Below are 25,413 nucleotides of genomic sequence, written 5' to 3' on the forward strand. Positions count from 1 at the left end.
AGCCAGTCTGTATGAGGCTTGCCATTGATTAATTAAAGCCGTCAATGATTGCGCGAAAGGGCAAAAATAGCTGATATTTAAGCCAATAATTTCATTTTTATGACGTTTTTATGACAGAAAAATGGGCAAAAAAGGTGATAAAACAACCCGACCCTGCCAATCTCATCCGACCAGCCCCTCAAACCCCATACCCGTTTGATTCCAGATGCAAAAAGGGAGCACCTTGTGCTCCCTTGAATCGTTGCTGTGCCGCAGGTTATCAGTCCTGATTGATGCGGCTGGCAACGGCGCCCTGCTGGCTCTTGTACTTGGCATTTTCCCGCTTGTTGTACGGACGGGCAGCGGCGCCGGAGAGCATTTCGAAGTTCAAGGCACCGATCTTCATCTTGGGGCGCAGCGCCAGCGGCAGTTTGCCGCCGTTGTAGAACTCCAGCACGATGCGACCGGACCAACCCGGATCGATGCGGTGCGCGGTCACGTGTACCATCAGACCCAGGCGCGCCAATGACGAGCGGCCATCCAGCCAGCCGACGATATCGGCAGGCAGGGTAACGGATTCATAGGTCACCGCCAACGCCAGCTGGCCCGGGTGCAGATAGAAGGCTTCACCATCGGGGACGTGGATTTCGTCACTCATCACCCGATCGATGGCATCGGCCATCTCGCTGCTCGGACCGCTCAGATCGATATAGGGAGCGGTATGATCGCGAAACACCCGAAACTCGTTACCCAGCAGCACATCGACACTGACACCACTGATCCGCTCTACTCCGGGCCGTGGCTCAATGACGATCTTGCCTTCATCCAGATGGCGTTCAATATCGGTATCACACAGACGCATTGGGCGACTCTCCTGACAAATTGTGCTTTTAAAAAAGCCGGGCATCACCCGGCTTGTTTCATCTTAACCAATCAACATGTGGCGAATACGCGCCTTGAGCATGTCGATGGCGATGCGGTTCTTGCCACCACGAGGCACGATCACATCGGCGTACTGTTTGGACGGCTCGATAAACTGCAGGAACATCGGACGCACCGTCTTCTGATACTGCTTGAGTACAGAGTCCATGGTACGGCCACGCTCCTGCACGTCACGCACCAGACGGCGCAGCAGGCAGATGTCGAGCGGGGTATCCATGAAGATGGAGGCATCCATCAGATCCCGCAGACGGCTGTCGGTCAGCAGCAGGATCCCTTCCAGAATGATCACCCGGCGCGGCGCAAACGGGGTCACTTCGCTCATCCGGGTATGTTCGGTGTAGGAGTACTGGGGAATGGCGACCGCATCACCTTTGACCAGCTGGCTCAGGTGCTGTACCAGCAGGTCGTGGTCCAGCGCATTGGGGTGGTCATAGTTGGTCTTGACCCGTTCTTCCATGGTCAGGTGGGTCTGATCACGGTAGTAGCAATCTTCGGTGATCACACCAATCTGACCTGCGCCCAGTTCGGCCACCAGCTCTTCATAAATGGTCTGGGCGATAAGACTTTTGCCAGACGCAGATGCGCCCGCAATACCGATGATCACACACGAATGTTGAGTATCAGACATGACAAATACCTAAAAGAGAAGAGCAGTGGGGATGGTTTAAACCGATCCATTATATAAAAAAGGGTGGGTCATGCCCACCCTCAATTCCCTTTCAAGTGACCGATAGCCGATTATTCATCCAGCGCCATGGCATAGAGGGGGGTCGCAATCGGTTTTGCGCTGAAAAAGAGTTCAGCCCCTACCCTGCGCGCCAGTTTCAAATAGGCCTGGGCCAGGCTTCCTTCCGGTGCGCCGAACACCGTCGGGCAGCCATCATCCATGTGCTGGCGGATATCGATGTGCAGCGGCAGCTGGCCAAGCAGCGCTACTTGATACTGCTCTGCCATCTTCTGGCCGCCACCGGTACCGAACAGTGGCTCATGATGACCACAGGCGCTGCAGACGTGGTAGCTCATGTTCTCGATGATGCCGAGCACCGGCACATTGACCTTGTTGAACATGGCGATCCCCTTGCGGGCATCAGCCAGCGCCACATCTTGCGGAGTGGTGACGATCACTGCCGCCGAAGTGGGCACCTGCTGGGCCATGGTGAGCTGGATATCGCCGGTGCCCGGCGGCATGTCCACCACCAGATAATCCACTTCACCCCAACGGGTTTCATGGAGGATCTGCGCCAGCGCCTTGCTCGCCATCGGGCCACGCCAGATGGTGGCATCCTGCTCGGAGACCAGATAGCCGATGCTGTTGCTCTTGAGGCCACAGGCCATCACCGGCTCCATCAGCTTGCCGTCATGACTGACCGGGCGCTCCTTGAGGGTGCCCATCATGGTGGGAATGGAGGGGCCATAGATATCGGCATCGAGAATGGCGACCCGCGCCCCCTCTTTTTGCAGGGCCAGCGCCAAATTGACCGCGGTGGTGGATTTACCCACCCCCCCCTTGCCGGAAGCAACCACGATGATGTTGCGAATGCCCTGCACGGCGTTGAGCCCCTGCGCCCGTGGCATGCTGGCGACGTCAATCTCCAGTGCCCAGTCGATACGGGCGGCGCCGGTGGCGCTGCGCAGCCTGGCATCGTAATTCTCTTTGAGCTGATCGAGCAGCGAGAGACCGGCAAACGGCAATACCAGCCGGATAGTAAGCCCCTGCCCCTGATTGATGATCTCGCGAACGAATCCGGCATCCACCAGATCCTTGTGCCAGCCTGCTGGCTTAAATTCGGCGAGGATCTGTTTTACTGAATCAATCACCATTAACTCCTCATTATCTTGTCTTTATCTTGAGGTGAACGGTTACCGCACACAAATCAGTGGCTTGCCTGCCATCGTCACGGCAGGTTCTGCCAAAGTCGGCACAGCCACAACCCTAGGCAGGCTACCCCCAATTCGGGTAACATGCACGGCACTCTATCATCCCAACAAGCACATCAAGAACGTAATATGGCAACTGATCCTCGTAAAATGCTGGTAACCTGCGCTCTCCCCTATGCCAATGGCTCCATCCATCTTGGCCACATGCTGGAACACATCCAGGCCGATATCTGGGTTCGTTATCAGCGAATGCGCGGTCATCAGGTGCACTTCATCTGTGCCGATGATGCCCACGGCACCCCGATCATGCTCAAAGCGCAACAGATGGGGATCACCCCGGAAGAGATGATTGCGGCCGTCTCCAAGGAGCACCAGACCGATTTCGCCGGTTTCAACATCAGCTTTGACAACTATCACTCCACCCACAGCGGCGAAAACCGCGAGCTGGCGGAACTGATCTACGGTCGTCTGAAAGACGGTGGCTTTATCAAGGGCCGCACCATTACCCAGCTGTTCGATCCGGAAAAATCGATGTTCCTGCCGGACCGTTTCGTCAAGGGCACCTGCCCCAAGTGCAAATCCCCGGAACAGTACGGTGACAACTGCGACAGCTGCGGCGCCACCTACAGCCCGACCGAGCTGATCGATCCGAAATCCGCCGTCTCCGGTGCCACCCCTGTGATGAAGGACTCCGAGCACTTCTTCTTCGACCTGCCGCAATTTGAAAAATGGCTCTCAGAGTGGGTGCGCGGCTCCGGCGCCATTCAGGAAGAGATGGCCAACAAGATGCAGGAGTGGTTCGAGAGCGGCCTGCAGCAGTGGGACATCACCCGTGACGCTCCCTATTTCGGTTTCGAAATCCCCGGCGCGCCGGGCAAGTTCTTCTACGTCTGGCTGGATGCCCCCATCGGCTACATGGCCTCTTTCAAGAACCTGTGCAACAAGCGCGGCGACATCGACTTTGACAGCTACTGGAGCAAAGACTCCAGCGCCGAGCTCTACCACTTCATCGGTAAAGATATCGCCTACTTCCACTGCCTGTTCTGGCCATCCATGCTGGAAGGGGCGGGTTTCCGCAAGCCGACCAAGGTCAACGTACACGGCTATGTGACCGTCAACGGCGCCAAGATGTCCAAATCCAAGGGCACCTTCATCAAGGCATCCACTTACCTGAACCACCTGGATCCGGAGTGCCTGCGTTACTACTACGCCGCCAAGCTCAACAGCCGCATCGACGATCTGGACCTGAACCTCGATGACTTCGTCGCTCGCGTCAACGCCGACGTGGTCAACAAGCTGGTCAACCTCGCCTCCCGCAACGCCGGTTTCATCGCCAAGCGTTTCGACGGCAAGCTGGCGGCCAGCTGCGCCGAGCCAGAGCTCTACGCCGAATTCGCCAACGCCCGCACCACCATCGCCGAGGCCTATGAGGCACGCGAATTCAGCCGCGCCATCCGCGAAATCATGGCGCTGGCAGACAAGGCCAACCGCTATGTGGATGACAAGGCCCCCTGGGTGATTGCCAAACAGGAAGGGGCTGACGCCCAGCTGCAGGAAGTCTGCTCCGTCGGTATCAACCTGTTCCGCGTGCTGATGGCCTACCTCAAGCCGGTGATGCCGCTGCTCGCCGAGCGTGCCGAAGCCTTCCTGGGTGAAACCCTCTCCTGGGATGGCGTGGCCCAGCCATTGACCAACCATCAGCTGACCCCGTTCAAGGCCCTCTTCTCCCGCATCGAGCCGGCGAAGATTGAAGCCATGATCGAGGCATCCAAGGAAGACTTGGCCAAGGAGCAGGCACCGAAAGTGAGCGGCCCGCTGGCTGATGACCCCATCAGCGAAACCATCACCTATGACGATTTTGCCAAGATTGACCTGCGCGTCGCGCTGATCAAGAAGGCCGAAGCGGTACCGGAAGCCGAGAAGCTGCTCAAGCTGCAACTGGATATCGGCGGCGAGACCCGTCAGGTGTTTGCCGGTATCAAATCCGCCTACAACCCCGAAGATCTGGAAGGCAAGCTGACCGTGATGGTGGCCAACCTGGCACCGCGCAAGATGCGTTTCGGCATGTCCGAAGGCATGGTGCTGGCCGCAGGCCCGGGCGGCAAGGATCTCTGGATCCTGGAACCGCAGGAAGGCGCCCAACCGGGGATGCGCGTTAAGTAACGCCACCGGCGACGCTCACCGCGATAAACCAAAGAGAGGCCCGTTGGCCTCTCTTTGCATAGTCCCCTAGCCACAAACCACACTCCCGCCCCCGCAAGCCTACCGACACCTCATCTCGCCAGCTCAGTTGGTGTGAAAGCCCTGGCCAGTGGGTGGCAGCGCCGCTTGATACTCCATGCGGGTCACTCTGGCGGTACGCGGGCCGTGCTCCAACCAGCCCAGCATCATTTGTACCCCTTGCGCGGGGCCGCTGATCAGGATCTCCACCGAGCCATCCTCCAGGTTGTAGGCGTGACCCCGCAAACCCAGTTGCAGTGCCCGCTCACGAGTGAAATAGCGAAATCCGACCCCCTGCACCTGCCCCCACACCCGAATGACAAACGATTGCTCTCCCATTTCTCACACCTTCTACTGAAGAAAAAATTCCCGCAATAATAATGAACGCAACACGCTCTCTTCTGCAGGATGCGGCTTCATTATGAAAGAAGTTAAATTCCGCAGGGTTGACCGCTATCTCATTCACCTCACCATCAGTGAAAAATGCCATGTCGCGCTCTGGTTACCCCTCTTTATCATCACCGTTCTCCGCGGGGACATGCGGACCGCCAGCGCCTAAGTGGCCGGTACTCAGAGAGATTAAACGCTGACCTGTGAAGCCAATAGAATCCAGCACAAAGAGATGAGGCACCCAATGGGTGGCCTCATCTTTATTGATCGTGACAATGGATGGCGACCAATCGCTATACCGGCTGGCAGCCCCGCTCAGGATTGCAGCAAACTCAGGGCCGCATTGGGGCGACTGTTTGCCTGACTCAAAATAGATGAACTCGCTTGCTGCAATATTTGGGTACTGACCAGGCGGGCCGATTCGACAGCCATATCGGCATCCCGGATCCGCGAACGGGCAGCACTGAGGTTCTCATTGGCATTGACCAAATTACGTACGATCCCATCCAGCGTATTAGCCTGAGCACCAAGTTGCGAACGCTGAACCCCCAGCTGTTTCATGCCCGCATCCAGTGTTTTGATCGCTCTGTTGGCGTTGTCATCACTCAGAACATCAATGTTATCAACGGTATATTTCTTCTTGTCTGATTGATAAAAACCCAGTGCATTCAAGCTCGCTCCCTGCATATCAATATTGGAGTACATGTCACCGGATGAGCGCAGTTCCATCTGACCGATATACGTCGTGGGGGTAACATCGGGCAGCAGAGCACTCAGAGAAGCATTGCTGATCACCGGAGGCGCCGGTGGTGCGGGCGGCGGAGGGGGCGTTGTGCCATTGGCCAGCGCAAGGCTGTTGCCCTGAGCGCTATGCATGGTCAATGCATTGCTGGTGGGATTGCTGTTGTTGGAGGCACTCACATAAAAACCCAGACCTGCCGATTGCGCAGTACTGTTGATGCGTTGAACCACGGTTGCCATGATGGCACTATTTTTTGCTGTCGGATTGACCGGATCCCATCCGGTCATATCAATGCCTGTGGTCAAATCCACAGAGTGGCCCGCCACATCGATATAGGAGGGTAATGCGGATAAATCGACCGCGGAGGCGACTGAAAATGGCAGTTGTTGCGCTTGTACCGGCCCCTGATTATTGGGAAAGGTGGTGCCATTAATATCTGCCACGAACGCTTCCAGGGTTGAATAGTCCTTGTCAAAGGTGACGCCATTAAGGGTGATAGGCTGAGATGAAAGCTTGAGATCAGCAATGTCATACGCCCCTGGCTTGCTTCCTGCCGGACTGCGCGCTCGCCACTCCATCTCCCCCAGATTTTTGGTCTGGGCATTGAGATCGGTAATGACGGTATTCTGTCCTGCATAGGCACCGACCGAGAAGATGCCTTTATAACTTCCCGCCAGCAGGTCCTGTCCGGCAAACCGGGTGTCTGTGGCAATCCGGTCCATCTCCAACTGCAGTTGCTTGAATTCAGCATTCAGGGCCACGCGATCCTCTGCCGTGTTGGCACCGCTTCCCGACTGCAGTGCCAACGTACGCATCCGCTGCATCAGGTTCACCGACTCATCGAGCGCACCATCCGCCACGTTGATCACCGAGATCCCATCGTTGGCATTGCGCATAGCCGTGTTGGTCCCGTTCACTTCACTGGTGAGACGATTGCTGATCTGCAAGCCGGCCGCATCATCGGCGGCACTGTTGATGCACAAGCCGGATGAGAGTCGTCGATATACCGAGTCCAGCGTGTTGGATGATTGACCCAGATGGCGAGAAGCGTTGAGAGCAGAAATATTGGTGGCGATGGAGAGGGACATGGACAGCTCGATACAGGAAAGATTCAAAATGGTCTTCCCCACTATCGACATCATCAAATGACTCTTTAGAGAAAATCCCCCACAAAAAAGATAAAAACGCTAACTTGATTATATTTTACACATATAAAAACACACATTGGACAAAAAATAAGCACAACCAACCAAAGCATATAAAATAAGCGGCGTGAAACGCCAACATCAAGATTCAGCAAACCCTGTCTCTCCAACGCCTGGTTGTTGTCCAGGCGCACGGTGAGTCACTCCGTCATATACCAGCAAAGACTGGCTTAGCCGCCCTATTGCACATAGAATGTGGCCCCTTTTCTTTCTACCATCGGCAAACATCCATGAGCGTATTCATCTATCTCGTCAAAGGTCGCGAAAAATCCCTGCTGCGCCGTCACCCCTGGATCTTCTCCAAGGGGATTGAGCGGGTGGAAGGTAATCCTGTTGACGGCGATACCGTCGAGATTTACGCCAACGATGGCAAGTGGCTTGCCCGTGGTGCCTGGTCAAGCAGCTCCCAGATCCGTGCCCGGGTCTGGACCTTCGACAAGAATGAGACCGTTGATCTCGACTTCTTTATCCGTCGCCTCAAATATGCGCAGGAATCTCGCGATCCGCTGATCAAGCGTCAGGGTCTCACCGGCTATCGCCTGTGCGCCGCCGAGTCCGATGGCCTGCCGGGTCTGACCATCGACCGTTATGCCGATTTTCTGGTGTGCCAGATCCTCTCCGCCGGTGCCGAGTTCCAGCGTGAGCTGATCACCCAGGCGCTGCGTACCCTCTACCCCGAGTGCAACATCTATGAGCGCTCCGACGTAGCAGTACGTAAAAAAGAGGGGCTGAAAGAGCGCACCGGTGTCATCTATGGCGAAGCCCCGACCGAACCGGTAGTCATCGAAGAGAACGGCGGCGTGAAGATCCTGGTGGATATTCGCAACGGCCACAAAACCGGCTTCTATCTGGATCAGCGCGACAACCGCCAGGCGGTCTCCAAGTACACCGAAGGCAAACGTGTCCTTAACTGCTTCAGCTACACCGGTGGTTTCGGCATTTATGCTCTCAAGGGTGGCGCTAAAGAGGTGGTCAACGTTGATCTCTCCCAGAATGCGCTGGATATCGCCCGCCAGAACGCCGAGCTGAACGGTCTCGATATCAGCAACACCCAGTTCGTCCGTCACGATGTGTTCAAGCTGCTGCGTGAATACCGCGAGAAGGGCGAGAAGTTCGATGTCATTGTGCTGGATCCGCCCAAGTTTGCCGAGAGCAAGGCCCAGCTGCTGGGTGCCTGCCGCGGCTACAAGGACATCAACATGCTGGCGTTCCAGCTGTTGGCGCCGGGTGGCGTGCTGCTGACCTACTCCTGCTCCGGCCTGATGGAGCAGAGCCTGTTCCAGAAGATCGTTGCCGATGCGGCGCTCGATGCCGGTCGCGATGCCCAGATCCTGGAGCTGCTCTCCCAGGCGTCCGATCACCCCATAGGTACCGCCTATCCGGAAGGCTTCTACCTCAAGGGTCTGGTGGTACGCGCCCGCTGATCGGCAACCACCCTCCCCTTGTGATCAATCAGGCCCCTTGCGGGCCTGATTGTTTTGCGGCGCTGTATATAGACCTTAACCTGACTCTCACCCCCATCCCTATTATCCCTCTCTGCTCTCTTCTCTTTCCGCTTTCCGCTTTCCGCTTTCCTTGTCGTCCCCTTTCCCTGCCGGTTCTCCACTTTTTCTCTGTTTAAATTTCTTTGCACAATAACTGCACATTTATGATTTAAATCACACCCGTATGACTCTCTTTTTTGTAGTGTGATCCCGCCTGCGGCAGCCAAGCCGGGGTAGCCGTCCGTCAGGATTGATGGGCGGCACAACAATAAAAATCGATGTCAGGCCAAGCTGAACATCACAAGGGATCCCGATATGAATCAATCATTGCCGCTGTTAACGCCGCTGCGGGGCATCGCTGCCCTGATGGTGGTGCTGTTCCATGCCCGATTATTGCTCTTTCCCCAGTGGATGGAGTCGATCGCAGGCCACACCCAACTCATCGAGAACGGCTACCTCTGGGTCGATCTGTTCTTTATTTTGAGCGGCGTGGTGCTGGCCCATGTCTACGGGGAGGCCTTCAGCCACAGGCCCCGCACCATCGGCTATGGCCGCTTCCTCTGGCTGCGGCTGACCCGCGTCTACCCCCTCTACCTTGTGACGCTGGTGCTACTGGTGGGCTGGGAACTTTACAAGGCGCAGCACGGGGTGGGTTTCTATGCAGGCCCGCTGTTCAAGATGTGGGAGTGGGAAGGGATGTCCCCCTTCGGCTCACCCTTCACGCCGGCCGAGGCACTGCCCAGCGCCTTCCTGCTGCTGCAGGTGGTGACCGATCACGGGTTGACCTGGAACTTCGCCGCCTGGTCCCTGAGCGTGGAGTGGATAAGCTACCTGCTGTTCCCGCTGCTTATTCCGCTCGCGGTGACCCGCAGCCGCTGGAGCCATCTCGCACCGCTGTTGGCGCTGACGGTACTGGCCTTTATCGTGCACAGTCGCGGCACGCTGGATGTCACCAGCGGGGCGCTGGCGGTGGGGCGCGGGGTGAGTGAATTTGTGCTCGGTCTCTGGCTGCTGCCAAGGATCAAGGCCGCGAAAGGCTTGCCCATGATGCAGCGGGACCTGCCGCTACTCATTGCCTTTGTGCTGCCCTTCGTGCTGATGCAGTTCACCATGACGCCGCAGCTGACCCTGCTGCTGATCAGCTCCTACGTGCTGCTGATCTGGATTGCCGCCGCCCAGCGGGAGCGCCAGAGTCCGCTGCTGCGCCTCTTGGATAACCGCTTCACCAACTGGCTGGGGGATCTCTCCTACTCCATCTATCTGCTGCATGCACTGGTGCTGCTCACCGGGTGCGAGCTCATCCACTATCTGGCGCCCGGGCTCACCGAGTGGTGGTATGCCCAGACCGACCCGCTGTTGGGGGTGGTGGCGACCCTGTTGATGCTGGCAGTGCTGATCGGGCTCTCTTCTTTAAGTTACAACCTGCTGGAGCGACCACTGCAACGGCGCCTGCGCCGCTGGGGCAAGTCACGGCAACCGGCGCTGGAGCAAGCCGGATAAGCTAATCTCGCCCTGTCTGGATGAGTTGACGGGCTTATGCCAACTCATCCAGCACCAGTTCATCCAGACTGCTCATCACCCAGGCGCTCGGGTGCTGGCTAAATCCGAGCTTGGGGTAGTACGCCACCGCCTGCGGCGCGGCCAGCAGGATCAGCTTGCAGCCGAGCTGCAATTGCAAAAACGTCTCGCGAACCAGCGCTTTGCCAATCCCCTGCCCCTGCAGTGACTCGGCCACCGCCAGATCCGAGAGGTAGCAACAAAAGTGAAAATCGGTCACTGAGCGGGCCACCCCGACCAGGGTCTCGTCCTGCCAGGCGGTGATCAGCAGATTGGCGTTATCCAGCATGCCCTGCAGGGTGGCCGGATGGTCCAGCGGCCGTCTCGCCCCCAGCGAGGTCTGCGCCAACAGCGCCGCAAACTGCGCCGTGGTAATGGGGTGGTTAACCAAAAACGTGGTGGTCACGAAGCTCTCCTGTTGGTAGATCGGCTGTTACGCGCGCGGTTGCTCTCTTTGACATTCTCTTTGCTACATCTGTACTGCAATCAATCAGTGCGCGGCGGATCCAGACCGATGACGCGCAAGTGCGGGCAATTCCCTGCTGTTTATGTGAATTCCTGTTCGAACCCCAAGGGGCAAATGTGGCATAATGCGCCGTCCTGTGGCCCTTGGCGGGGCTGCGCTGGCGCACCTTGTCGCCCTCTTGTTCCCCGTCCGGCCTGGCGGCCTTCCATAACTGCCAGTCATCGCTGCCGCTGTTGGCACCGATGCCACCCATATTTGCGGCTTCTTGTCTTCCAATCTACAAGGCCGCCCATTGACCAAGACGGCTCCACAGAGCCTCTGCATAAGGGGTAAGTATGTCTTCCATTCGTCTGACCCAATACAGCCACGGCGCTGGCTGCGGCTGCAAAATTTCTCCCAAGGTACTCGACACCATTCTCAAGAGCCAGATCCCGGGCTTCAATGACCCGACCCTGATCGTTGGCAACAGCAGCAAGGATGACGCGGCCGTGGTCGATATCGGCAACGGTCAGGGCATTGTTTCCACCACCGACTTCTTCATGCCCATCGTCGACGATCCCTTTACCTTTGGCCGCATTGCCGCTACCAACGCCATCAGCGACATCTACGCCATGGGTGGCAAGCCCATCGTTGCCATCGCCATTCTCGGCTGGCCCATCAATACCCTGCCCGCCGAAGTGGCCCAGCAGGTGATCGACGGTGGCCGTCAGGTGTGCCATGAAGCAGGTATTTCACTGGCCGGTGGCCACAGCATCGACGCTCCCGAGCCCATCTTCGGCCTCGCGGTAACCGGTATCGTGCCTCTGGATGCCATCAAGCAGAACGACACCGCCAAGGTGGGTGACATCCTCTATCTGACCAAGCCGATCGGCATCGGCATCCTCACCACCGCCCAGAAGAAGAGCAAACTCAAGCCGGAACACGAGCAGCTCGCCCCCAATGCCATGTGCACCCTCAACAAGATTGGCCAGCGTTTTGCCGAGCTGCCGGGGGTTCACGCCATGACCGACGTCACCGGTTTTGGTCTGGCCGGTCACCTGCTGGAGATGTGCGAAGGCTCCAAAGTCAGCGCCCGCCTCGACTTCAAAGCGCTGCCGCTGCTGGACGAGGTGGACTACTACCTCTCCGAGGGCTGCGTACCGGGCGGCACCCTGCGTAACCATGACTCCTACGGCCACAAGCTGGATGCCATGGATGATCGCACCCGCAACATCATGTGCGATCCGCAAACCAGCGGTGGCCTGCTGGTCGCCGTGGGCAAGGAGAGCGAAGCCGAGCTGCTCGCCATCGCGCGGGAAGCGGGCCTGACGCTCTCGCCCATCGGCCAGATCAAGCCCCTTGAGGGCACCCGCTTTATCGAGATTGTTCAATGAGTGAGATAGCCCAATGAGTGAATTGCCGCTGGCCACCGACTACGCCCAGATTTTTTTAGGCGATGTGCCCTTGATTGATGTGCGCGCCCCCATCGAGTTCAAGGAGGGGGCCTTCCCCTGCTCGACCAGCCTGCCGCTGATGACCGACGATGAGCGCGCCCAGGTGGGGACCTGCTTCAAGAAGCAAGGGCAGGATGCCGCCATTGCGCTGGGTCACAAGCTGGTGGGGGGTGAGGTACGCGCCGAGCGAGTCGAAGGCTGGCTGGCGCAGTTGCGCCAGCAGCCTGATGCCCTGCTCTATTGCTTTCGCGGCGGCCTGCGCTCACAAACCGTTCAACAGTGGCTGGCTGAAGCGGGGGTCACTCGCCCCCGCGTCGCCGGTGGCTACAAGGAGCTGCGCCGCTTTTTGATCGACACTCAGGACAAGGCCTCTGCCGAGTGCCACTGGACAGTGTTGACCGGCATGACCGGCTCCGGCAAGACCCATATGCAGGACCATGTGGCTCAAGCGCTCGATCTGGAAGGGCATGCCCACCACAGAGGCTCGTCGTTTGGTCAGCTGCCCGGTGGCCAGCCCAGCAACATCAACTTTGAAAACAACATGGCCATCGAGCTGCTCAAGCGCCGCCATCAGGGCGAACATGCCTTTGTGGTGGAAGATGAGAGCCGGCTGATCGGTCGCTGCTGCCTGCCTATCTCCCTCCATGAGGCAATGAGTCAGGCACCGCTGGTGGTGGTGGATGTGCCACAGTGCGATCGCGCCGAGCAGATCCGCGAGGATTACGTGCACGATCTCTGGCTGCGCTATCAAGAGATGTATGGCCAGGAAGCGGGATGGCCGCTGTTTGCCGCCTATCTCACCGATGCGTTGGCTCGCCTCAAGCGCCGCCTCGGCGATCAGGCCCACCGCGAGCTGGATGCCCTGATGCAGACCGCCCTCGCCGAGCAGGCCAACAGCGGCTCTACCGAGCTGCATCTGGCCTGGATCACCCTGCTGCTGACCCGCTACTACGACCCCATGTATCTCTACCAGCTTGGCAACAAGCAGGAACGCATCGTGTTCCGGGGTGACAAGCAAGCCTGTCTCGACTACTTCGCCGAGCAACACGCCAACGTGCAACAGGGCTGACCCCGTCGCCTTTCCAACAAGAGGACCCCACATGTTGAAATTCGAGGTGATCCCGGTCACCCAGTTCGCCCAGAACTGCTCCCTCATCTGGTGTGACGAGACCCACCAGGCGGCGCTGATCGACCCGGGTGGCGAAGCGGACAAACTGCTGGCCGCCATCGCCAAGCGCGGGCTGACCCTGACCCACATCCTGCTGACCCACGGTCATCTGGATCACGTGGGTGCGGCGGCTGAGCTTAGGGAGAAAACCGGCGTCACCATCACCGGCCCCCACAAGGAAGATGCCTTCTGGCTCGACATGCTGCCCCAGCAGAGCCAGATGTTCGGCTTCGCCCATACCCCTGCCTTTAGCCCCGACCAGTGGCTGGTACAGGGTGACAAGGTACACGTTGGCCAGTGCGAGCTGGAGGTCTACTTCTGCCCCGGCCACACCCCGGGCCATATCGTGCTGCTCTCCCAGGCTGAAAAACTCGCCTGGGTTGGCGACGTGCTGTTTGCCGGTAGCATCGGCCGCACCGACTTCCCCCGTGGCGATCACGGGACGCTTATCAAGTCGATCACCGAGACCCTGCTGCCGCTGGGGGACGAGATCGTCTTTATCCCGGGCCACGGCCCCAGCTCCACTTTCGGCCACGAGAAGGCAAGCAACCCCTACCTGACCCAGCCTATTTGGTGATCAAAAAAGGCAGCGGTCACCAGCCGCTGCCTTTATTTTCCACTCCTTTTTCCTCAGCACTTCAATTCAGCATTGCACGCGTCTGCGGTAAAGGTGGCTAAGAGGTCATGTCACCGAGCAGTGGCTGCCAGTTGAAGTCGAAGGTACTGCTCCCCTCCTCGGCCAGCGCCAGCTCTTGCAGCACCTGAAGCGCCAGCTTGTTGCCCTTTTGCGCCGCCTGATAGAGCCACTGTTTCGCCTGAGGCAAATCGACTCTGCCGCTCGCCCCCATCAGATGAAGCACACCGACTTTCAGCATGGCAGGTACATCACCGTTGCGGGCGGCCTGCTCCATCCAGTGAAAGGCTTCTCGCAGATCCCGCTTTACCCCGACGCCGCGCAGATAGAGCTCTGCCAGCCGATATTGACCAACAGCATCCCCCGCCTGCGCCGACTGGCGATAGAGGCTGATGGCCCGCTGCATATCCTGCTCGCTCCCCTGCCCCACTTCATGGCTCCAGCCCATCAAGGCTTGCGCCCGGGGTTGCCCCTGCGCCGCCAATGGTGACCAGATCCGGGTCGCCTCCTCAAAGTGACCGGTGCGCCAGGCACGGTTGGCAGACGCCAGCTCCTGCTCGGTGGAGATCGGCATCAAGCGCCAGATAACCAGGCCAAGCAGACCGATAAACAGCCAACGGGAAGTGGTGGGTCTCATGATGATTTCCGTGATCCAGTTCTCATTTCGTCTATGTAAACGAAATGTAGCTCTGCGATCAAGCAACAGATCCCGGTGACATACCCTTTTTACGCCACACCGATAGTCAATCGTTGTCATTTCTCCGTCGCACTTGCAAAATAACTGTATGTATAACCAGTACAGGTGCGCACCATGGCAGGACGAGGCAGCCCCCACAATATCGATCACCGTTTTAGCGGCCCCCTTGTCGAGGTGGTCGATGATGGCTGGCCATCCGAGGAGTGGGAGTCAGCCTTCAATAACTTGGCGCCCCAGACCGAGGTGCGAGAGATCGATGCACGCAGCATCATCAGCTACAACAGCTCGCCGGATGTTCCCTTTGGTCGCTCCATCAACCCCTATCAGGGGTGCGAACATGGATGCATCTACTGCTATGCCAGACCCAGTCACGCCTATCTGGAACTCTCCCCCGGCCTCGATTTCGAGAGCAAACTGTTTGCCAAACGCAATGGGGCCGATCTGCTGCGCCGGGAGTTTGCCAAACCGGCCTATCAGCCACAGACCATCGTCATTGGCGCCAATACCGATCCCTACCAACCCATCGAACAGCGCTATCGCCTCACTCGCCAGCTATTGGAGGTAATGCTGGCCCACCGCCATCCGGTCGGGCTCATTACCAAGAGCGCGATGATCTTGCGCGACCTCGATCTGTTGAGCGAGCTGGCCAGCGAGAGACTGTGTCAGGTGATGGTGTCGGTGACGACCTTGAACGAAACCCTGCGGCGACAGCTGGAACCCCGCGCCAGCACGGGCGCAGGCCGCTTGAAAGTGATCGAGAAGCTCGCCAGCGCTGGCGTGCAGGTGGGGGTGCTGGCCGCCCCCATGATCCCGCGGCTCAATGAACCTGAGCTGGAACAGATCATCAAATCGGCGGCCGAGGCAGGCGCCAGTTGCGCCGATTACATCCTGCTGCGCCTGCCCCACGAGCTGGCGCCGCTATTTGGTGACTGGCTCGATACCCACTATCCCGGTCAGAAGGAGGCAATTCTGAATCAGCTGCGAGCCAGCCGCGGTGGCGGGCTCAACAGTGTGGCCTTTGGTTCGCGGATGCGTGGTGAGGGGCAGTTTGCCGATCTGCTGGCCCAGCGCTTTCGCCTTATCAGCAAGCGCCTTGGCCTTGGCAAACGCCATATTCAGCTAAGGCAGGATGGCTTTATCCGCCCCGGGGAGCAGCTGTCGCTCTTCTAACCCCGCCTGTTTGAGGCAAGCGGTATCCCTTGCCTGTCAACAACCTTGCCATATCGCGCAATAGCACTCGGGAAATCCGCGTTTCCCGAGTAGACAGGCATTCGCGAGACGATGGTGTTTCCTGAGAACAGCAACGTCAGCGCTTAACCCACTCGCTCCTCCCGCCCCTGTTGCACCATTTCAACCGGCAGCCGCGAGGGTTCATGGGCCACTTGGTGCTCATCTTCCCCATACTGCGGAACCTCTGACTCGCCCCAGACCCGGCTCCACCAAATTTCCCACGTGATCCAACTGGTCATATGCAGCTCCTGACGGTGAAGGTGATGGCAACAGCGCACCACTCGCTCGGCAGGATAGCGGCTGGGGATGACAGGGAAATGACAAAGAATCACTGGTGAAGCGGCAACTGACCGTGGTGGGGAAAAGCAGCAACAGCTCACACATTCGGCGAAATCATCCTGAAAGCGGTCACAAATCCGCAGGTTGTGGATTGCAGCATGCCCTGTTCCCGCCAAAGCTGGCTTGCCCATTCAGGCATCTATAAAAACAGGGACACAATAATGAAACACACAGCGGGAATATGGGCGATCGCAGGCATGCTGATCGCTCCCTTGGCGCACGCCGACGTCATACTGCACGCCTTCAACTGGCAGTACAGTGAAGTGACGGCCAAAGCCGACCTTATCAAGTCGGCCGGTTACAAACAGGTGCTGATCTCACCGCCACTGAAATCCTCGGGCAACGAGTGGTGGGCCCGTTACCAGCCGCAGGATCTGCGCCTTATCGACACCCCTCTTGGCAACAAGCAGGATCTCGAGCAGCTGATCGCCGCCATGAAGACGCGGGGCATCGCTGTCTATGCCGACGTGGTGCTCAACCACATGGCCAACGAAAGCTGGAAGCGCCAGGACCTCAACTACCCCGGCAACGAATTGCTCGGCCAATACGCCGCCAACCCGGCCTATTTCGAGCGCCAGAAGCTGTTCGGCGATCTGGGGCAAAACCTGCTGGCCTCCGCCGATTTTCATCCCGAAGGGTGCATCAGCGACTGGAGCGATCCGGGCCATGTCCAGTACTGGCGACTCTGTGGCGGTGCCGGTGACAAGGGACTGCCGGATCTTGATCCAAACAACTGGGTGGTGAGCCAGCAGCAGGCCTATCTCAAGGCGCTCAAAGGGATGGGGATCACGGGCTTTCGGGTCGATGCGGTCAAACACATGAGCGATTACCAGATCAATGCCGTGTTTACCCCCGAGATCAAACAGGGGATGCATGTCTTCGGCGAGGTGATCACCACTGGCGGCGCTGGCAGCACCGATTACGAGCGCTTCCTCAAGCCCTATCTCGACAGCAGCGGTCAGGGTGCCTATGACTTTCCGCTGTTTGCCTCCCTGCGCGGGGCGCTGGGCTATGGCGGCAGCATGAACCTGCTGGCAGATCCGGGGGCCTATGGTCAGGCGCTGCCGGGCAGCCGCGCCGTCACCTTCGCCGTGACCCATGACATCCCCACCAACGATGGTTTCCGCTATCAGATCCTCAGTCAAACTGACGAGAAGCTGGCCTATGCCTACCTGCTTGGCCGCGATGGCGGCTCACCGCTGGTCTATTCCGATCACGGCGAAACCCAGGCCAAGGATGGACTGCGCTGGCAGGATTACTACCAGCGCGCCGATCTCAAGGGGATGATCCGCTTCCACAATGCAGTGCAGGGTCAACCGATGCAGCTGGTCGGCAGTGGCGACTGCTTCGTGCTGTTCAAACGGGGCAAGCAGGGGCTGGTCGGCATCAACAAGTGCGACTATGAGCAGGAGTACTGGCTCGATACCGCCAAGTTCGAGATGAACTGGTATCGCAACTACCGGGACGTGCTCGACCAAGGCGCCGTGGTCAAGGTGCAGAGCCAGTGGGTACGGGTCGCCATTCCCGCCCGCAGCGCCAGAATGTGGCTGCAGGAGTGATCAGGCCAGCACCCTGCCGTGCTATCAGCTGACCGCCATAAAAAGCAGACCAATAAAAAGAGCGACCACCAGGGTCGCTCTTTTCGCTCAGGTCGTTTGACCAGGAAATCAGGGGTGATTACTCGTCCCCAGCTTCCTCAGCATCGGCAGAGCCGACTTCTGGCGCGATATCAGTGCCTTCAGACACCTCACCGTCAACCGCCACCACGTCGTTCTCGTCCTCATCGCTCTCGGCGATGCGCTGCAGGCCCACCACGGTCTCATCTTCACCGGTACGGATCAGACGGACACCGCCGGTGTTACGGCCGATGATGCTCACCTCGGCAACACGGGTACGCACCAGGGTGCCGCCGTTGGTGATCAGCATGATCTGGTCGGTATCGTCGACCTGGATCGCATCGATCACCTTGCCATTACGCTCGTCCACCTTGATGGAGCGAACGCCCTGGGTACCACGGCTCTTGGTCGGGTACTCGGTCAGCGCGGTACGCTTGCCGTAACCGTTCTCGGTGGCGGTGAGGATGGCACCCTCGCCACGGGGGACGATCAGGGAAACCACCTTGTCACCGTTGAGCAGGCGGATACCACGAACACCACCGGCAGTGCGACCCATCGGACGTACGCCCTTGAAGGTGCCCTTGCTTTCGGTGTTGTCGTTGCCTTCGCCGGCATCGTCGTCGTTGCCAGTGTCAATGGCGCTATCATCATCGGCTTCAACATCATCGCTGACATCCGCATCGGCGGCATCTGCGCGACCACTGCCTTCCGCAAAACGAACCACCTTGCCCGCATCGGAGAACAACATGATCTCGTTGCTGCCATCGGTGATATCGACCCCAATCAGCTCATCGCCCTCTTTGAGGTTGATGGCACGGATCCCGGAGGAGAGCGGACGGCTGAACGCAGACAGGCTGGTCTTCTTCACGGTACCGTCAGCAGTGGCGAAGAACACATACTTGTCGTCAGCATACTCTTTGACCGGCAGAATGGCGGTGATGCGCTCACCCTCTTCCAGCGGCAGCAAGTTGATGATCGGACGGCCACGGGCGCCACGGGACGCTTCCGGCAGCTGATACACCTCAAGCCAATAGACCTTGCCACGGGTGGAGAAACACAAAATGGTGTCGTGGGTGTTGGCCACCAGCAGACGCTCCACAAAGTCCTCTTCCTTGATCCGGGTGGCCGACTTGCCACGACCACCGCGGCGCTGGGCCTCGTAGTCGGTGATCGGCTGATACTTCACATAACCCTGGTGAGACAGGGTCACCACCACGTCTTCCGGGGTGATCAGATCCTTGGTATTGAGCTCGATGCTAGAGAAGTTGATCTCTGTGCGACGCTCGTCGCCATACTGCTCGCGCACCGCCAGCAGTTCATCGCGGATCACTTCCATCAGCCGTTCCGGGCTTGCCAGAATGAACAGCAGCTCGGCGATCAGATCCAGCAGAGATTGATACTCTTCCAGGATCTTGCCGTGCTCGAGACCGGTCAACTTGTGCAGACGCAGGTCAAGGATGGCCTGAGCTTGCTGTTCGGTCAGGAAGTAACTTCCTTCGCGAATGCCGAACTCTGGCTCCAGCCACTCCGGACGGGCCGCGTCGTCGCCCGCTTTTTCCAGCATGGCGGCTACGTTGCCAAGATCCCATCCCCGAGCTACAAGCTTGGCTTTGGCGTCGGCAGCGGTGTCGGAGTGACGGATCAGCTCGATGATCGGATCAATGTTGGCCAGTGCGACCGCCAGACCTTCCAGGATGTGCGCCCGATCCCGCGCTTTGCGCAGTTCGAACACGGTCCGGCGAGTCACCACTTCACGGCGGTGCAGCAGGAACGCATCCAGAATGTCTTTAAGGTTCATCAACTTGGGCTGATTGTTATCAAGCGCCACCATGTTGATACCAAAGGTGGTCTGCAACTGGGTGTGCTTGTAGAGATTGTTCAGCACAATCTCGCCAGACTCGCCGCGTTTGATCTCGATAACGATGCGCATGCCGTCCTTGTCGGACTCATCACGCAGGGCACTGATGCCCTCAACCTTCTTCTCTTTGACCAGCTCGGCGATCTTCTCGATCAACCGCGCTTTGTTCACCTGATAAGGCAGCTCGTGAACGATGATGGTCTCGCGATGGGTCTTGTCGTCCACCTCCACTTCGGCCTTGGCCCGCACATAGACAGAGCCACGACCGGTACGGTAGGCCTGCACTATGCCGGCACGACCGTTGATGATAGCGCCGGTGGGGAAATCAGGCCCGGTGATGTAGGTCATCAACTCATCGATGGTGAGATTGCCATTCTCAATCAGCGCCAGACAGCCATTGACTATCTCGGTGAGGTTGTGAGGCGGAATGTTGGTCGCCATGCCCACCGCAATACCGGAGGAGCCGTTGACCAGCAAGTTGGGCACCTTGGTCGGCATGACCGCCGGGATCATCTCGGTGCCGTCATAGTTCGGCACCCAATCCACGGTCTCTTTGTCCAGATCAGCCAGCAACTCGTGGGAGATGCGAGCCATCCGCACTTCGGTATAACGCATCGCCGCGGCGCTATCGCCGTCGACGGAACCGAAGTTGCCCTGACCATCGACCAGCATGTAACGCATGGAGAAATCCTGCGCCATCCGGACAATGGTGTCATACACAGCGCTATCGCCGTGCGGGTGATATTTACCAATTACGTCACCGACCACACGGGCCGATTTTTTATAGGGCTTGTTCCAGTCGTTCCCCAACTCGTTCATAGCAAACAGAACGCGGCGGTGAACCGGTTTCAAGCCATCACGCACATCCGGCAGAGCTCGTCCTACGATCACGCTCATGGCGTAATCAAGATAGGAACTCTTGAGCTCTTCTTCGATGTTGATCGGCGTGATCTCTCTGGCCAGATCGCTCATAGAAAGCCTTATCCCTAATTAGTTGTTCTTTGGCTTAAACAGCGCGACATGGTAACACAGCGAGCAAAATATCTTAAGCCACAAATCCGGGCAGAAACTCGGGCTGGTTTGACCAAGTCCGTTGGTTATAATGCCCGCCAGGACAATAGATTGCGCCCACGTTTTGCGACCTGCGCGCCCTGCCACAGGATCAATGAAAAATGAACAGTGATGCCAATGTCGATCTGACAGAAATCGCCAAATTTGAAGCCATCGCCTCCCGCTGGTGGGACATGGAAGGGGAATTCAAACCCCTGCATCAACTCAATCCGGTGCGCCTTGACTGGATCACTGACAAAAGTGGCGGCCTGTTTGGCAAGCGCATCCTCGACATCGGGTGTGGTGGCGGCATTCTTTCCGAGAGCATGGCCCGTCGTGGCGCCAAGGTGACTGGCATCGACATGGGCAAGGAGCCGCTCGGGGTGGCCCGCCTGCACGCCCTGGAACAGGGGGTCGAGCTCGAGTATCAGCAGATGACCGCCGAACAGCATGCCAGTGAGTTGCCAGGTCAATATGACGTGGTGACCTGCATGGAGATGTTGGAACATGTGCCGGACCCGGCCTCCGTACTACGCGCCATCGCTACTCTGGTACGTCCCGGTGGCCGGGTGTTTGTTTCGACCATCAACCGCAACCCGAAAGCCTATCTGATGATGATCATCGGGGCCGAATACCTGATGAAGATGGTGCCCAAGGGGACTCACGATCACAAAAAATTCATCACACCTGCCGAACTCTGTCGCATGGGAGAAGCGGCGGGGCTGTTGGTGCGGGATATGAGCGGTGTTCACTTCGCCCCCCTCAGCAACCAGTTCAAGCTCGGCAAGAACGTCGACGTCAACTATATGGTGGAGTTTGTCCGCCCGGAGCACGGTTGATGAGCGCCCCTCACCCCATGCCCCTTCGCTGCGTGCTGTTTGATCTCGACGGCACCCTGCTCGACACGGCCCCCGATCTGGGGGCTGCGGTCAATCATGTACTGGTAAGCGAAGGCTTTGCTCCGCTCTCTGACGCCATCATCCGCCAGACCACCTCCAATGGAGCGCTCGGGCTGCTCAAAGCCGGTCTTGGCAACGAGCTGCTCGAAGAGCTGGGCAGCCAACGGCTTCGCACCGCCCTGCTCGATTACTACGCCGCCAACCTCTGCGTCGGCACCCGCCCCTACGAGGGAATGGTGGATCTCATCGAGTGGCTCGATGAAAAACAGCTGCCCTGGGGCATAGTCACCAACAAGCCGGGCTTTCTCACCGAGCCGCTGCTGGCCGCCCTGCCGGAACTTGCCAGCTGCGGAGTGACGGTCAGTGCCGATACCCTGCCGGTGCGCAAGCCCGATCCCGCCCCCATGTACTTTGCCTGCGACAAGCTGGGAATTGAGGCGGCACACTGCCTCTATGTGGGGGATCATGTGCGGGACATCGAGGCGGGCCGCAATGCTGGCATGCGCACCGCCGTGGCCGGTTGGGGTTATCTCGGTGATGACGAGGATCCCGCCGAGTGGGGGGCGGATCTGCAATTCGACACCGTGCAGGCCCTGCACCACTGGCTGCGCTATGAGTTGACGACCAGAGCCTGATGAGCCGGCCAAGGGTGGTTATGTCGCCAACCACCCTTTTTACTCACGGTGCGATGGGCTGTCATCTGGTCACGCCATCATCTTGTCACGTTATCATCTGGTCACGACATGGTCGCTGTGAGTGTATTGATGGATGGCGCATACAGCTTTATCGATGATGGGTACTCATACGAGGAATTTTCGAATGTTGCATAGCCATCATAAATATTGCAGATACAGTACACATCTTGTGGCCGACTTCGCTACGTCAATGCCACAACTGGACAGCTTTTGACCCTTGTTGCACAAGGGATAATCAGCACAGGTTTGCTAGTAAAAAGACCCTCTTTTCGCAAGCAAAAAAACTTATTTAAATTTTCCATCTTCGCTCGGGAGACTTGCATTTAGCGGAGCGGACGAATGAAAACCCGCTCACTGTGAGCGGTCACTAACACAGAGCTCAAGACTCACAATTTATCCACAGCAAGCAGGTTATCCACACATTGCAATGAGCGGCCGACCTCACTATCTTGTAGCTCGAAATCAAAATAACACTACATCTTGTGATTCATCGCACAATCTCTACCCAACTCCCGCACACTGCCGGGGCGTGGGAAGCGGCATTGTGCGATGGTTTTTCGGGAATCAACTGAAGGTCATCAGCCAATGAATTTGTTTGTGACGAAGCGTAACGGACACAAAGAACCCATCGATCTGGATAAAATTCACCGCGTGCTGGACTGGGCCGCCGAAGGGCTCGACAACGTGTCGGTCTCTCAGGTAGAGCTCAAATCCCACATCCAGTTCTATGACGGTATCCGTACCGCCGACATTCACGAAACCATCATCAAGGCGACGGCAGACCTCATCTCCGAGCAGACCCCGGACTACCAGTACATGGCTGCCCGTCTGGCCATCTTCCACCTGCGCAAGAAGGCCTATGGCCAGTTCGAACCGCCCCACCTCTACCAGCACGTCGCCCGTCTGGTGGACATGGGCAAATATGACAAGCACCTGCTGGAAGACTACAGCCAGGCCGAGTTCGATGAGTTGAACACCCATCTGGATCACTGGCGCGATATGGACTTCTCCTACGCGGCGGTCAAGCAGCTGGAAGGCAAGTATCTGGTGCAGAACCGCGTCACCGGCGAGATCTACGAGAGCCCGCAATTCCTCTACATCCTGGTAGCGGCCTGCCTCTTCTCCAAGTATCCGAAAGATACCCGTCTGGACTACATCAAGCGCTTCTATGATGCGGTCTCGACCTTCAAGATCTCCCTGCCGACCCCGATCATGAGCGGCGTGCGAACTCCAACCCGTCAGTTCAGCTCCTGCGTGCTGATCGAGTGTGATGACAGCCTGGACTCCATCAACGCCACCGCCAGCTCCATCGTGCGTTATGTTTCCCAGCGCGCCGGTATCGGCATCAACGCCGGTCGCATCCGTGGTCTGGGTAGCCCCATTCGTGGTGGCGAAGCCTTCCACACCGGTTGCATCCCCTTCTACAAATACTTCCAGACTGCGGTCAAATGCTGCTCCCAGGGCGGCGTGCGCGGCGGTGCGGCCACCCTGTTCTATCCGCTGTGGCACACCGAAGTAGAGAGCCTGCTGGTGCTGAAGAACAACCGCGGCGTGGAAGAGAACCGGGTCCGTCACATGGACTACGGGGTACAGATCAACAAGCTGATGTACCAGCGCCTGATCAAGGGCGGTGACATCACATTGTTCTCCCCGTCCGATGCGCCGGGCCTGTACGATGCCTTCTTCGCGGACCAAGACAAGTTTGAAGCGCTCTACGTCAAGTACGAGCAGGATCCGGCCATTCGCAAGAAGACCCTGAAAGCGGTGGATCTGTTCTCCCTGATGATGCAGGAGCGCGCCGGTACCGGTCGCATCTACATCCAGAACGTGGACCACTGCAACACCCACAGCCCGTTTGATCCGAGCGTGGCGCCAGTGCGTCAGTCCAACCTCTGCCTCGAGATTGCGCTGCCGACCAAGCCGCTCAACAACATCGACGACGAGAGCGGCGAGATTGCCCTGTGCACCCTCTCCGCCTTCAACCTGGGTACCATCGAGAAGCTGGAAGATCTGGAAGAGATGGCCGAGTTGGCGGTCCGGGCCCTTGATGCCCTGCTCGATTATCAGGACTATCCGATTGCCGCCGCCAAAAAGGGCAGCATGGGTCGCCGCACCCTGGGTATTGGCGTCATCAACTACGCCTACTATCTGGCCAAAAACGGTGCCCGTTACTCTGACGGTTCCGGTCTGGCCCTGACCCACCGCACCTTCGAAGCCATTCAGTACTACCTGCTGAAAGCCTCCGTGCAGCTGGCCCGCGAGTTCGGCCCCTGCCCGCTGTTTGGCGAGACCACCTACGCCCAGGGCATTTTGCCCATCGATACCTATAAAAAGGATCTGGATGTGCTGTGCAACGAGCCACTGCATCTGGATTGGGAATCTCTGCGTGAAGAGATTAAAACCGTGGGTCTGCGTAACTCCACCCTGACCGCCCTGATGCCGAGCGAGACCTCCAGCCAGATCTCCAACGCAACCAACGGCATCGAGCCGCCGCGCGGCCTGGTCTCGGTCAAGGCATCCAAAGACGGTATTCTCAAGCAGGTGGTGCCCGAGTATGATCGCCTGAAAGATCAGTACGAATTGCTCTGGAAGCAACCGAGCGTCGACGGCTATCTGCAGCTGGTCGGTATCATGCAGAAGTTTGTGGATCAGGCGATCTCCGCCAACACCAACTACGACCCGGCCCGTTTCGAAGGCAACAAGGTACCGATGAAGCAGTTGCTCAAAGATCTGCTGACCGCCTACAAATACGGCCTCAAGACCCTGTACTATCACAACACCCGTGATGGTGCGGATGATGCACAAGCCGACATACAAGATGACGGTTGCGCTGGCGGGGCTTGCAAAATCTAAGTCACGGCAAGATCTGATTAACCGGGCGGGAGCATGAAGCTCCCGCTCTCCCGTTTCATCACTTCAATAGATTCTGGT

General features: G+C 58.2%; 21 protein-coding genes. 12 read left to right on the forward strand and 9 right to left on the reverse strand.

All coding sequences use genetic code 11. From position 1 onward, the window contains the following. Nucleotides 1–259: 259 nt before the first annotated feature. The 3 genes from dcd to apbC form a co-directional block, all read right to left on the reverse strand. Nucleotides 260–841 (reverse strand): dCTP deaminase, encoded by a 582-nt coding sequence (gene dcd, locus BN4575_RS15765; RefSeq protein WP_042061717.1) that lies wholly within the window; start codon nucleotides 839–841, stop codon nucleotides 260–262. A 63-nt stretch (nucleotides 842–904) separates the two neighbouring features. Beyond that, nucleotides 905–1,549 (reverse strand): uridine kinase, encoded by a 645-nt coding sequence (gene udk, locus BN4575_RS15770; RefSeq protein WP_005345570.1) that lies wholly within the window; start codon nucleotides 1,547–1,549, stop codon nucleotides 905–907. Nucleotides 1,550–1,659: 110 nt separating this feature from the next. Then, nucleotides 1,660–2,742, reverse strand: coding sequence for an iron-sulfur cluster carrier protein ApbC (apbC, locus tag BN4575_RS15775; protein WP_005345574.1), 1,083 nt, complete (start codon nucleotides 2,740–2,742; stop codon nucleotides 1,660–1,662). A gap of 186 nt (nucleotides 2,743–2,928) precedes the next feature. Here apbC and metG point away from each other — a divergent pair, with 186 nt between their 5' ends. After that, nucleotides 2,929–4,962, forward strand: coding sequence for a methionine--tRNA ligase (gene metG / locus BN4575_RS15780; protein WP_068978899.1), 2,034 nt, complete (start codon nucleotides 2,929–2,931; stop codon nucleotides 4,960–4,962). 123 nt (nucleotides 4,963–5,085) lie between these two features. On the opposite strand, the gene BN4575_RS15785 is transcribed toward metG, so the two are convergent. After that, a complete protein-coding gene (locus BN4575_RS15785; RefSeq protein ID WP_068978900.1) occupies nucleotides 5,086–5,358 on the reverse strand; it encodes an acylphosphatase in 273 nt (90 codons plus the stop codon). Between the two features lie 82 nt (nucleotides 5,359–5,440). On the opposite strand from BN4575_RS15785, the gene BN4575_RS22105 reads away from it, so the two are divergent. Continuing rightward, nucleotides 5,441–5,578 (forward strand): hypothetical protein, encoded by a 138-nt coding sequence (locus tag BN4575_RS22105; protein ID WP_176716443.1) that lies wholly within the window; start codon nucleotides 5,441–5,443, stop codon nucleotides 5,576–5,578. A 146-nt stretch (nucleotides 5,579–5,724) separates the two neighbouring features. On the opposite strand, the gene BN4575_RS15790 is transcribed toward BN4575_RS22105, so the two are convergent. Continuing rightward, nucleotides 5,725–7,293, reverse strand: a complete 1,569-nt coding sequence (locus BN4575_RS15790) for a flagellin N-terminal helical domain-containing protein (RefSeq protein WP_068978901.1) — start codon at nucleotides 7,291–7,293, stop codon at nucleotides 5,725–5,727. 293 nt (nucleotides 7,294–7,586) lie between these two features. Here BN4575_RS15790 and BN4575_RS15795 point away from each other — a divergent pair, with 293 nt between their 5' ends. Beyond that, a complete protein-coding gene (locus BN4575_RS15795) occupies nucleotides 7,587–8,780 on the forward strand; it encodes a class I SAM-dependent methyltransferase (protein ID WP_068978902.1) in 1,194 nt (397 codons plus the stop codon). A gap of 375 nt (nucleotides 8,781–9,155) precedes the next feature. Next, nucleotides 9,156–10,340, forward strand: coding sequence for an acyltransferase family protein (locus tag BN4575_RS15800; RefSeq protein WP_068978903.1), 1,185 nt, complete (start codon nucleotides 9,156–9,158; stop codon nucleotides 10,338–10,340). A gap of 34 nt (nucleotides 10,341–10,374) precedes the next feature. Here BN4575_RS15800 and BN4575_RS15805 read toward each other — a convergent pair whose 3' ends face one another. Further along, nucleotides 10,375–10,803, reverse strand: coding sequence for a GNAT family N-acetyltransferase (locus tag BN4575_RS15805; RefSeq protein WP_068978904.1), 429 nt, complete (start codon nucleotides 10,801–10,803; stop codon nucleotides 10,375–10,377). Between the two features lie 395 nt (nucleotides 10,804–11,198). On the opposite strand from BN4575_RS15805, the gene selD reads away from it, so the two are divergent. The 3 genes from selD to BN4575_RS15820 are packed head-to-tail and all read left to right on the forward strand — an operon-like array spanning nucleotide 11,199 to nucleotide 14,041. After that, complete coding sequence (selD, locus tag BN4575_RS15810) at nucleotides 11,199–12,236, forward strand: selenide, water dikinase SelD (protein ID WP_068978905.1); 1,038 nt, start codon at nucleotides 11,199–11,201, stop codon at nucleotides 12,234–12,236. A 13-nt stretch (nucleotides 12,237–12,249) separates the two neighbouring features. After that, on the forward strand, nucleotides 12,250–13,365 hold the full coding sequence (mnmH, locus tag BN4575_RS15815) for a tRNA 2-selenouridine(34) synthase MnmH (RefSeq protein WP_068978906.1): 1,116 nt from the start codon (nucleotides 12,250–12,252) through the stop codon (nucleotides 13,363–13,365). 31 nt (nucleotides 13,366–13,396) lie between these two features. Then, entirely contained in the window at nucleotides 13,397–14,041 is a 645-nt protein-coding gene (locus tag BN4575_RS15820; RefSeq protein WP_068978907.1) for an MBL fold metallo-hydrolase, read from the forward strand. Nucleotides 14,042–14,138: 97 nt separating this feature from the next. Here BN4575_RS15820 and BN4575_RS15825 read toward each other — a convergent pair whose 3' ends face one another. Further along, on the reverse strand, nucleotides 14,139–14,735 hold the full coding sequence (locus BN4575_RS15825) for a tetratricopeptide repeat protein (RefSeq protein WP_068978908.1): 597 nt from the start codon (nucleotides 14,733–14,735) through the stop codon (nucleotides 14,139–14,141). Nucleotides 14,736–14,909: 174 nt separating this feature from the next. Between BN4575_RS15825 and BN4575_RS15830 the strand changes: the two genes are divergently transcribed. Beyond that, a complete protein-coding gene (locus BN4575_RS15830; RefSeq protein ID WP_068978909.1) occupies nucleotides 14,910–15,965 on the forward strand; it encodes a PA0069 family radical SAM protein in 1,056 nt (351 codons plus the stop codon). Nucleotides 15,966–16,108: 143 nt separating this feature from the next. Here BN4575_RS15830 and BN4575_RS22110 read toward each other — a convergent pair whose 3' ends face one another. Next, entirely contained in the window at nucleotides 16,109–16,264 is a 156-nt protein-coding gene (locus tag BN4575_RS22110) for a hypothetical protein (protein ID WP_176716445.1), read from the reverse strand. Between the two features lie 261 nt (nucleotides 16,265–16,525). Here BN4575_RS22110 and BN4575_RS15835 point away from each other — a divergent pair, with 261 nt between their 5' ends. Then, complete coding sequence (locus BN4575_RS15835; protein ID WP_068978910.1) at nucleotides 16,526–17,923, forward strand: alpha-amylase family protein; 1,398 nt, start codon at nucleotides 16,526–16,528, stop codon at nucleotides 17,921–17,923. A 118-nt stretch (nucleotides 17,924–18,041) separates the two neighbouring features. Here the strand turns inward: BN4575_RS15835 and gyrA are convergent, their stop codons facing one another. Beyond that, a complete protein-coding gene (gyrA, locus tag BN4575_RS15840; protein WP_068978911.1) occupies nucleotides 18,042–20,810 on the reverse strand; it encodes a DNA topoisomerase (ATP-hydrolyzing) subunit A in 2,769 nt (922 codons plus the stop codon). A gap of 200 nt (nucleotides 20,811–21,010) precedes the next feature. On the opposite strand from gyrA, the gene ubiG reads away from it, so the two are divergent. The 3 genes from ubiG to nrdA all read left to right on the forward strand — a co-directional run bounded on the left by ubiG (nucleotide 21,011) and on the right by nrdA (nucleotide 25,335). After that, complete coding sequence (gene ubiG / locus BN4575_RS15845) at nucleotides 21,011–21,727, forward strand: bifunctional 2-polyprenyl-6-hydroxyphenol methylase/3-demethylubiquinol 3-O-methyltransferase UbiG (protein ID WP_068978912.1); 717 nt, start codon at nucleotides 21,011–21,013, stop codon at nucleotides 21,725–21,727. After that, complete coding sequence (locus BN4575_RS15850) at nucleotides 21,727–22,422, forward strand: HAD family hydrolase (protein ID WP_042023189.1); 696 nt, start codon at nucleotides 21,727–21,729, stop codon at nucleotides 22,420–22,422. Before ubiG ends, BN4575_RS15850 begins: the two co-directional genes overlap by 1 nt. A gap of 645 nt (nucleotides 22,423–23,067) precedes the next feature. Further along, nucleotides 23,068–25,335, forward strand: a complete 2,268-nt coding sequence (nrdA, locus tag BN4575_RS15855; RefSeq protein WP_068978913.1) for a class 1a ribonucleoside-diphosphate reductase subunit alpha — start codon at nucleotides 23,068–23,070, stop codon at nucleotides 25,333–25,335. Nucleotides 25,336–25,413 lie beyond the last annotated feature (78 nt).

This window comes from Aeromonas sp. EERV15, from assembly GCF_900079845.1.
Classification (GTDB): domain Bacteria; phylum Pseudomonadota; class Gammaproteobacteria; order Enterobacterales; family Aeromonadaceae; genus Aeromonas; species Aeromonas sobria.

Excerpts from the sequence above, each read along its gene's own strand:
- BN4575_RS22105 (WP_176716443.1), top strand. The coding sequence starts at position 5,441 with ATGAAAGAAGTTAAATTCCGCAGGGTTGACCGCTATCTCATTCACCTC.
- dcd (WP_042061717.1), bottom strand. The coding sequence starts at position 841 with ATGCGTCTGTGTGATACCGATATTGAACGCCATCTGGATGAAGGCAAG.
- selD (WP_068978905.1), top strand. The coding sequence starts at position 11,199 with ATGTCTTCCATTCGTCTGACCCAATACAGCCACGGCGCTGGCTGCGGC.
- apbC (WP_005345574.1), bottom strand. The coding sequence starts at position 2,742 with ATGGTGATTGATTCAGTAAAACAGATCCTCGCCGAATTTAAGCCAGCA.
- BN4575_RS15830 (WP_068978909.1), top strand. The coding sequence starts at position 14,910 with ATGGCAGGACGAGGCAGCCCCCACAATATCGATCACCGTTTTAGCGGC.
- mnmH (WP_068978906.1), top strand. The coding sequence starts at position 12,250 with ATGAGTGAATTGCCGCTGGCCACCGACTACGCCCAGATTTTTTTAGGC.
- BN4575_RS22110 (WP_176716445.1), bottom strand. The coding sequence starts at position 16,264 with ATGACCAGTTGGATCACGTGGGAAATTTGGTGGAGCCGGGTCTGGGGC.
- ubiG (WP_068978912.1), top strand. The coding sequence starts at position 21,011 with ATGAACAGTGATGCCAATGTCGATCTGACAGAAATCGCCAAATTTGAA.
- BN4575_RS15785 (WP_068978900.1), bottom strand. The coding sequence starts at position 5,358 with ATGGGAGAGCAATCGTTTGTCATTCGGGTGTGGGGGCAGGTGCAGGGG.
- nrdA (WP_068978913.1), top strand. The coding sequence starts at position 23,068 with ATGAATTTGTTTGTGACGAAGCGTAACGGACACAAAGAACCCATCGAT.
- BN4575_RS15835 (WP_068978910.1), top strand. The coding sequence starts at position 16,526 with ATGAAACACACAGCGGGAATATGGGCGATCGCAGGCATGCTGATCGCT.
- BN4575_RS15825 (WP_068978908.1), bottom strand. The coding sequence starts at position 14,735 with ATGAGACCCACCACTTCCCGTTGGCTGTTTATCGGTCTGCTTGGCCTG.
- BN4575_RS15850 (WP_042023189.1), top strand. The coding sequence starts at position 21,727 with ATGAGCGCCCCTCACCCCATGCCCCTTCGCTGCGTGCTGTTTGATCTC.
- BN4575_RS15820 (WP_068978907.1), top strand. The coding sequence starts at position 13,397 with ATGTTGAAATTCGAGGTGATCCCGGTCACCCAGTTCGCCCAGAACTGC.
- BN4575_RS15790 (WP_068978901.1), bottom strand. The coding sequence starts at position 7,293 with ATGATGTCGATAGTGGGGAAGACCATTTTGAATCTTTCCTGTATCGAG.
- udk (WP_005345570.1), bottom strand. The coding sequence starts at position 1,549 with ATGTCTGATACTCAACATTCGTGTGTGATCATCGGTATTGCGGGCGCA.
- gyrA (WP_068978911.1), bottom strand. The coding sequence starts at position 20,810 with ATGAGCGATCTGGCCAGAGAGATCACGCCGATCAACATCGAAGAAGAG.
- BN4575_RS15795 (WP_068978902.1), top strand. The coding sequence starts at position 7,587 with ATGAGCGTATTCATCTATCTCGTCAAAGGTCGCGAAAAATCCCTGCTG.
- BN4575_RS15800 (WP_068978903.1), top strand. The coding sequence starts at position 9,156 with ATGAATCAATCATTGCCGCTGTTAACGCCGCTGCGGGGCATCGCTGCC.
- metG (WP_068978899.1), top strand. The coding sequence starts at position 2,929 with ATGGCAACTGATCCTCGTAAAATGCTGGTAACCTGCGCTCTCCCCTAT.